This is a genomic window from Nitrospinaceae bacterium (assembly GCA_018669005.1).
Taxonomy (GTDB): Bacteria; UBA8248; UBA8248; order UBA8248; family UBA8248; genus UBA8248.
The window spans coordinates 1-7,700 of record JABJAL010000082.1 but is presented as its reverse complement, the minus strand read 5'-3'; the positions used below and the strand labels follow the sequence as shown (position 1 = coordinate 7,700).

General features: G+C 54.0%; 6 protein-coding genes. 2 read left to right on the top strand and 4 right to left on the bottom strand.

The features are described from left to right. Nucleotides 1-254 precede the first annotated feature (254 nt). The 3 genes from HOJ95_13265 to HOJ95_13255 form a co-directional block, all read right to left on the bottom strand. Nucleotides 255-524 carry a transposase gene (locus tag HOJ95_13265; protein ID MBT6395668.1) on the bottom strand — a complete coding sequence of 90 codons (270 nt, stop codon included), beginning with the start codon at nucleotides 522-524 and terminating at the stop codon, nucleotides 255-257. A 404-nt stretch (nucleotides 525-928) separates the two neighbouring features. Beyond that, entirely contained in the window at nucleotides 929-1,822 is an 894-nt protein-coding gene (locus HOJ95_13260) for an alpha/beta fold hydrolase (GenBank protein ID MBT6395667.1), read from the bottom strand. Between the two features lie 108 nt (nucleotides 1,823-1,930). Next, entirely contained in the window at nucleotides 1,931-3,028 is a 1,098-nt protein-coding gene (locus HOJ95_13255; GenBank protein MBT6395666.1) for an Ldh family oxidoreductase, read from the bottom strand. Nucleotides 3,029-3,646: 618 nt separating this feature from the next. Here HOJ95_13255 and HOJ95_13250 point away from each other — a divergent pair. Then, the gene (locus HOJ95_13250) at nucleotides 3,647-4,228 is read left to right on the top strand and encodes a hypothetical protein (protein MBT6395665.1); all 582 of its coding nucleotides are present in this window, start codon (nucleotides 3,647-3,649) and stop codon (nucleotides 4,226-4,228) included. 331 nt (nucleotides 4,229-4,559) lie between these two features. Further along, nucleotides 4,560-5,609: a 2-dehydropantoate 2-reductase gene (locus tag HOJ95_13245; protein MBT6395664.1), complete on the top strand. Its 1,050-nt coding sequence runs from the start codon at nucleotides 4,560-4,562 to the stop codon at nucleotides 5,607-5,609. Between the two features lie 409 nt (nucleotides 5,610-6,018). Here HOJ95_13245 and HOJ95_13240 read toward each other — a convergent pair. After that, nucleotides 6,019-7,700 (bottom strand): TRAP transporter fused permease subunit (locus HOJ95_13240; protein MBT6395663.1); only part of this gene is annotated, 1,682 nt, incomplete at its 5' end.

Here is a 7,700-nt window from a genome sequence, read left to right as displayed (position 1 = left end):
CTCACGCTGCTTCCAATTGCCCCACATCCCAGCACAGCTATCTTCTTGCTCATGATTTTCACCCCGTTCGACTTCAGGTTTCGATAAAAAAATTCCTATGGCTTGGACGGTTGATAGTAATTTAAAGAGCTTGATAAATAAACATGGGATTAAAAAATAACGGAGCCCAGAGAATCTCGGCTCTTGTGCCACACATAAATTTCCAGTTCCTCAAATTCATTCTTTAATTCGGGTTGTTCATGGCGAATTCCTAATCAAGCGGCAACAGGTGTCTGGAACAGTCTCCTGCAATGTGAATTCCACGCATAATTTTCTAAATTCGCAGGGGTAGGCAATTCTTTCCCGGCGGCTTCAGTAGGTGTTTTCAGGTTTAGTGCTTGGTGGACCCGGTGGGCGTTGTAGTAATCCTGAAACTCCTCCAGCTTCTGTTCAAGATCATGCCCGTTCCAGAAAAGAAACTCGTCAAGGTATTCGCGTCTGATTGTGCCGACAAGTCGCTCGGTAAAGGGATGGGATATCGGCACATGGGGAACGGTTTTGATTTCCTCGATCTCTCGTATCCGCAGATTGGCCCTCCCCGATGATAGCGGAATAAGGGATCATGATCAGAGCTGAGATAGCGGGGCACGCCTTTACCGATCGCAGCCTTATTGAACATCCGGCATAGGGCAGGGCCATCGACATCACCAGCATGCTCACCAAAGACGATAATGTGCCTTGTGAACTGGTCCATTATAACCAGTACCCAGTGGGTCTTAAGAAAAATGGATTCGCACCGGAAGAGGGCAACACTCCAAAGACTATCCTTCATGTGGCCGATGAAGGTGAGCCATGAGGGCTCATCTCCTGGCTCTGGTCGATAATGCTTGGCACCCATGCGATCTCAGATATTTCTTAGCTACTCTGGAGCGGACGGAGAACTTTTAACTCACAGGTACTGTCCGAACCAGGCGATGGTTTCCTTTACACATTTTTCGAAGCACTCTGGATTGACCACTTTGTAGATGTCGTTGTGGCGGCCGTGGGGGATGCGCACGAGCTTCTTGGGCTCTCCGCACGCGGCATAGACAGCCAGGGGACCATCCTCGGCCGGCACCATGACATCGTCCTCCCCGCAGATGAACAGCACTGGCCGTGGGGAGATGCGCCCGGCCACCCACTCGGGCCGGTAGCGGAACAGTGCCTCGGCGCTCTCCAAGTCGTATTCGTTGACCTCCGCAATGCCGTGGACTTCCTCGATCAGCTTAGGCTTTGGTTTGTCCGGGTCGTCCGGGCACAGATAGGTCCGGGGCACCATGGTTCGCTTGCCGGTCAAGACCCGCTCGCGCGCGGCCACCCGCACCTTCTCCTTGAGTTTGATCCACTCGTAGGCGGAAAATACTGATCGTAGCCACTTGTCTCCGTTACCTACACCCACTGCGGAAACCGCCACCTTCACCCGCTCGTCGAAGGCCGCCACCCATATGGCGTGGGCACCTCCATAGCTGGTGCCATAAATTCCAATACGATCTGGGTCCACCCCTTCCACCGTCTCCAGGAAGGTGATGCCATCGTAAGTATCCTGCGCCTGCTCCAGAGGGCGGTGCCGCCCCTTCAAGCCTTCGGCGTGGCCGAAACCCCGGTAGTCAGGCGCCAGAGTGAAGTAGCCCTCCTCCGCTAGGCGTTCGGGTACGTCGATTGTGGCCAAATCCTTGCGGCCGCTATAGCCCGTAATACAGATGACGGCGGGCCGGGGAGGATCTCCCTCCTTCCAGTCATTCGGTGGGTAGAGATAGGCGGATATCTTGAAGCCATCGCTGTAATAGAAAACTTCCTTGCGCATCGAATTGCCTCCTTTTGCATCAAAATTTCCAAAATCTGCGCTCTGCAAAAAAGCTGTGTGCCATCAAAACAAAAAATTCCTTGTGTATTCCCTATACCGACGGATTCCTCACAGTTTGAATCCGAGCTGGAATCGCTCGTTTATCCCGCGGACCTGTTCCAACACGGCAGGGGTGAGAGGGATGCCCAGCCGCCGGTTTTCTTCCTCCGCGATGGCTTCGGGCTCTCCATGAATAAAAATGCGGTTGCGCCCGGACGCCTTTTCCGAATTTCGGATGGTGTCGAAAATCTGGGCTATCTGACCAAAGACGAGAGTGGAATCTCGGAAACCCTCCACTTTCAACGCTCCCATGAAATGACCGGTGCCCGGAGGCGCATTTCCCTTCTTCGCGTTGATCCGGTCCTGCAGGTTGGACCCCGCAAGCACGCTGCAAAACAGCTCCACCATGAGGGAGAGTCCGTACCCTTTGTGGCCGCCCGTTTCATCGCCCTCGCCGCCCAGCGGAAGAAGCGGGGTGTCGAATGAGAGAATACTGTTTTCATCCAAGTGGGGCGGCCCGAAAGCTTCGGAGATCCATCCACTGGGCAGGGGTGTTCCCTCCCGGAGAGTCGTCTCCACCTTTCCCCTGGCGACAGTGGAGGTGGCCATGTCGAGGTGGAAGCTGTGCCCATCGGGCCCGCCGGGGAAGGCGACGCTCATCGGGTTGGTCCCCAAAACGGGCTCAATGCCGAAGGTGGGAATCACCACTCCGCCGCCGTTTGTCATGCTGATGCCGATGAAGCCGCGCTCCATCGCTTTTTTCGCCCAGTAGCCGACGTAGCCGAGGTGGCTGCAATTGCAGACAGCCATAAATCCGGCGCCGTGCCTCCCGGCCCGCTCAAGCGCTTCCTCCATCGCCCGGTCCGCGGCCACGGGGCCCAAACCGTTATCGGCATCGAGCGTACCCGTAACATCGCTCCCGAAGCGAACCTCCATCTGTGGGCTTTTGTTAATGACGCCTTTCTCCAACCGGTTCATGAAGGCTACCAGGCGGCCGCATCCGTGGCTCCGGATACCGCGGATATCGGCGCTGACGAGAACATCTGCCATCAGCCTTGCATCTGCCTGGGGAACATCGAGGGAGCGAAAGGCGGAGGTGATGAATTCGTGGATGAGTTTGTGTGGGAAGCGGACGGTGCCTTCGGGCAGGGGGCCAGATTCAACCATGGAAACCTCCTTGGGTAGAGAATGGAAAAAATGTTCCCCGGTGCTTTGGAAATACCAAATTAGTTAAGAATTTAAAGATTTTTATATATCTTCTTTTAAATTGTATTAATGGCACTCTCGAGGCCATTTGCCAACTCGTTGGCAGTCGCTGAAATGCTGTGTATGTAAAGGAAGTTACCGGCCCATCCTATCCGAATACACGTTCGAGTCTTAATTTCCTGTTTGAATGGGATTTTTATCAAATTTTAAAAGCATTGAATTTTCAGGGGATGGAGTTATTGCGGAGCACGGGTGTATAGCTAAGGACCTTTAAGATACCACGAACTATTGTACAAAAATTTTCTATAGGGTAATTTTTGTTTCTATAGGGGAAACTTGTTTTTGGCCTCCCTGAAGCTAAGAGGATGCTTCGGGGAGTTAGGCGATTCTATCTCATTTATTCATCCATATAGAGAAACCATGATGGACTTAGGTATCCGTGCTTTTTGGTATGACCTTCCGGAGACAAGGGAGGAAGAGTACATACAGTGGCTTCATGAAGAACATTTGCCTCAGATTCTCGCCCGGCCTGGGTTTTTGTGGGCGGGGCACTATAAGTTGACCGGTGGAGGCGAAGGCATGAAGAAAGTACAGGAGTCCGTGGTTCGCTATGTGGATGATCCTAAGGTCGGTCGAGGGACTGGTTATTTGATGATGATTGGCGCTCTCAACACCGATATTTTTTTCGACCCGAATTTGCCACAAATATCCGAGAGGTGGGACAAGGAAACCTTTGAGATGGTTAGTTTACGCCAAGGTCTTCGCACATCAGTATTTCACGAACAGACTCGGGTCAATGGACCAGCTTTCTCAAGGCGTCCACCCGATACCGCTCCAGGTCCTGTCATTCAGATGGGCGCATTTAATGCCGATACACCTGAAGACGAGGAGGACCTCGGTGCGTGGTATGTCCAGTATCGCCTTCCCAATATGACGCGGATTGAGGGTTGTATCGCCGCACGCAAGCTCCTTTCCGTTTCCGGGTGGGGCAAACACTCCGTTCTCTACGAGTTCACATCTTTCGAGGAGCGTGAGATGAATTTTGAAAAAGATCAGGAAGTACTTGCCTTGGACGAAACGGCCTGGACGGGACGAATTATTAAATATCTCACACACGGTCCAGGCTCTCCCAGTGTGGGACAACGTATATGGCCTATATAAGGTAAGGATTCGCTCGATTCTATTTCTCTGATAATTCTATTCAATTCCCTGTTCCTGTTTCAGCTTGGAATACCTGTAATGCTTTAATTTACGGTGTACTCCGCAAAAATTTGATTCCAAATGAAATGAAAGACTTATTCGAATCACAAGATTTGTGGTCAGCATGGCATAATCGTTGTCATGAACTTTTGCTTGGTGAATTAGTAATTCGCCATACACAGGCAGCATTCTACGGTAGGACTCTTGAATTAGACATGACGGTGCAAAGTCACACTGAACATGCTTGATCAATTGGGGTATGTTAGCCAGGAAAGAGATGAGGAGAGGATACATGAGTAAACGCATTGCTATATTCGGTGCCGGTGCGGCAGGCAGTTATCTCGGCGCGTTTTTGACCCGCGAGGGCTACGACATCACGCTGATCGACATGTGGGGGCAAAATGTCGACACCCTGAACGAGAAGGGGCTGAGCGTCTCGGGTTCTCAAGGGCCTTTCACGGTTCCGGTGCGGGCAATACATATGACTGACGCCATCAATATCACTGAGCCATTCGACATCATCTTCCTGGCCACGAAGTCTTACGACACGGAGTGGTCCAGCCATTTCATCAAGAGGTTCTTGTCGCCGACCGGTGTGGTGGTCAACAGCCAGAACTGTATGAATGATCGTTTAACCGCTTCCATTGTGGGCTTCGATCGCCAGGTGGGCTGCGTCATGTCCAGCATTAACGTGGCGCTTTGGGAGCCAGCCCATGTCAATCGGGGCGGCCAGCCGGGGCGGGACCGGGGACACGATGTCTTCCGCGTTGGTGAGCTACATGGTCAGATCACGCCTCGAGTTGAGGAGATAGCCGACATGCTGAGTTGCATCGATGGTTCTCACGCCACGTCCAATATCTGGGGGGAGCGCTGGTCCAAGCTCACCACAAATTCTGTGGGCAATCCCGTAGGCGCCATGACCGGCCAGGGATCGCAGGTGATCGCGCAGGATCATCGAGCCCGCCTGATACAGGTGCACATCGCCAAGGAAACCTGCCAAGTCGGTCTGGCTCTGCACGTTAACATCGCGCCCGTGAGTGGTGAAGAGGCCTCGAAGTGGGCCAATGCCGACGACCGCGCCGTATTTGAGGAGTTGGAGGCCAAGTTTCATCCCCGGTCCGGCGCAGCCGACTGGCGCTCGTCCATGGCGCAGGATGTGGTCAAAGGCCGACATACAGAGATTGAATACATGAATGGCTACACCGTGCAGCGGGGCCGAGAGGTGGGTGTCCCTACGCCTGTAGGCGCGGCCATCGTTGAGGTGGTGAAGCAAATCGACGCCGGCACGTTGAAGCCGGATCCTTCCAACGTGGAGCGGGTGCTGGAACTGGCCGGACTTTAGACATTTCTGTAAGGGGCAAATTAACGGCGAAGGCAAGCGGCGGAGGGTGAATAGACCTAGAGGAACTCACCTCAAGCCTGTCCCTCCCGAAAACTCATCACAGCTGAATACTGTGGGTTGCAAATTGTTAACTTTGCGGAGGTGGGGCCCTAGGCAATAGCCATTTCCCTGTATTTTTCCCGTTAAAACAGGGAATTTAGCGGAGAAGGGTTCGCACCAGACTCCGCCCACCGCCACTTTTAAGTCATCAAAATTTCTCTCTGATTTTTCTTGTCCCTATTTCTTGCCGTAAGCGGGGCTTTTTGGGCGCTGCTCCTGAAATACCCGATTATCTGCGACTATGAACAAGGAGTGTAATTAACCCTGTGTTTGGGGTAATCAAAAGAATTCGGAAAGATGATGTGAAGATCTAGGTGCGAACAGGTGTCCCTTGATTTTTCTGTCGAGTGGTCAACTGCCATGCCAGGACGATTGCGAACATCACGAATCCTAGCACGTCGCTCCAGAGGCCAGGCTTGATAAGTGAAAACGCGGCGCCCATGAGAAGAATGCGCTCCGCCATGTTTGCCCGGTGTAGCCACCACCCCTCAAGAGATGCGGACAGAGAGAAAATGCCGACAAGGGCGGTGATAATGGACCAGATAATTTCTATGAGTTCACCCTTCAATAGAAGCGCGGGCCCATAGACGAACATATACGGAACCAGAAAACCGGTGAGGGCAAGCTTCGAGGCGGTGACACCGGTTCGGAGCATGGGCGCGCCGGCAACGCTTGCTGCGGCATAAGCCGCCATGCAGACCGGGGGGGTCACGTTGGCTAGGACGGCGAAATAGTATGCGAACAAATGTGCGGAAAGAGTGTCCACTCCCAAATCGATGAGTGCCGGAACGGCCAGCGCGGCGACGATAATATAGGAGGCCGCCGAGGGCATCCCCACACCAAGGATCAGGCAGGCGGCCATTGTCAGCATCAGCGGAAAGATCAACGTCACCTCGGAGAGCGAAAGAACCAATGAGGTGAACCGCAGGGCGAAACCCGTGAGGGCCACCACTCCGATTATGATTCCAGAGGCTGCGGTTGCCGTCGCGATGAGAATGACATCCTGTCCGCCCTTTCGAAGCGCCTCCCAGGCCCCCCTCGGGGTGAGGCGCGTTTCCTTTCGGACAAAGCTCACTCCGATGCAAAGGAGAATGGCTATGAATGCGGCGCGAAAGGCCGTGAATCCCGACACCAAGACATAGACCAGACCCACGAGGGGAATGATCAGATGGATGTTGCGCAGGCTCTGGCGTAGGGAAGGGACCTCTTCTTCTGGAAGACCGGTCAATCCCAAACGCATCGCTTCGAAGTGGACCATGAGTCCCACCGAAAGGAAGTAAAGTACCGCCGGGATGATGGCAGCAAAGGCAATGTTGACATAGGGAATACCCGTGATGTCAGCCATGAGAAAAACGGCCGCGCCCATTACCGGTGGCATGAGCGCACCTCCGCTGGAGGCGGCGGCTTCCACTGCGGCCGCGAAGTGACGTTGGTAGCCAAGGCGGATCATCATCGGAATTGTGAAAGCGCCCGTTCCGTAAACGTTTGCCACCGGGGTGCCGGACATGGATCCGAAAAATGCGCTAGACAACACAGCGATCTTCGCCGGGCCGCCGTGGCTCTTGCCCGCAAGCGAGCATGCCAGATCGATGAAAAACTGCCCGGCGCCGGTGATGTTGAGAAACGCTCCGAAAAGAATATACAGAGCGGCGTAGGTGGCCGATATCCCGAGCGGGATGCCGAAGATTCCCTCCTGGTCGAAGTACAAGTAGGCGATTAAGTGACTCATGCTCCAGCCCCGGTGGGCCAGCATCCCCGGCATGTAGGCTCCCAGCATGGCATAGAGGATTGCTGTCAGCGTGACCGCCGCGAGGGGCCAGCCAGCCGCACGACGAACGGCGTCGAGCAGGAAGAAAAAGGTGAGCACCCCCAACCAGTATTCCGTCGGCGAAACCGGGCTCGCCAGGCCTTCACGGTTTATGACGTATTCGTAGTTGAAGGCGATGTATCCGATACACACCACGGACGTAGCGGCACACAAGAGATCTGCCG

Bases quoted from the DNA above. Each gene is read 5' to 3' on its own strand.
- HOJ95_13260 (MBT6395667.1), bottom strand. From the start codon at position 1,822: ATGCGCAAGGAAGTTTTCTATTACAGCGATGGCTTCAAGATATCCGCC.
- HOJ95_13250 (MBT6395665.1), top strand. From the start codon at position 3,647: ATGAAGAAAGTACAGGAGTCCGTGGTTCGCTATGTGGATGATCCTAAG.
- HOJ95_13255 (MBT6395666.1), bottom strand. From the start codon at position 3,028: ATGGTTGAATCTGGCCCCCTGCCCGAAGGCACCGTCCGCTTCCCACAC.
- HOJ95_13245 (MBT6395664.1), top strand. From the start codon at position 4,560: ATGAGTAAACGCATTGCTATATTCGGTGCCGGTGCGGCAGGCAGTTAT.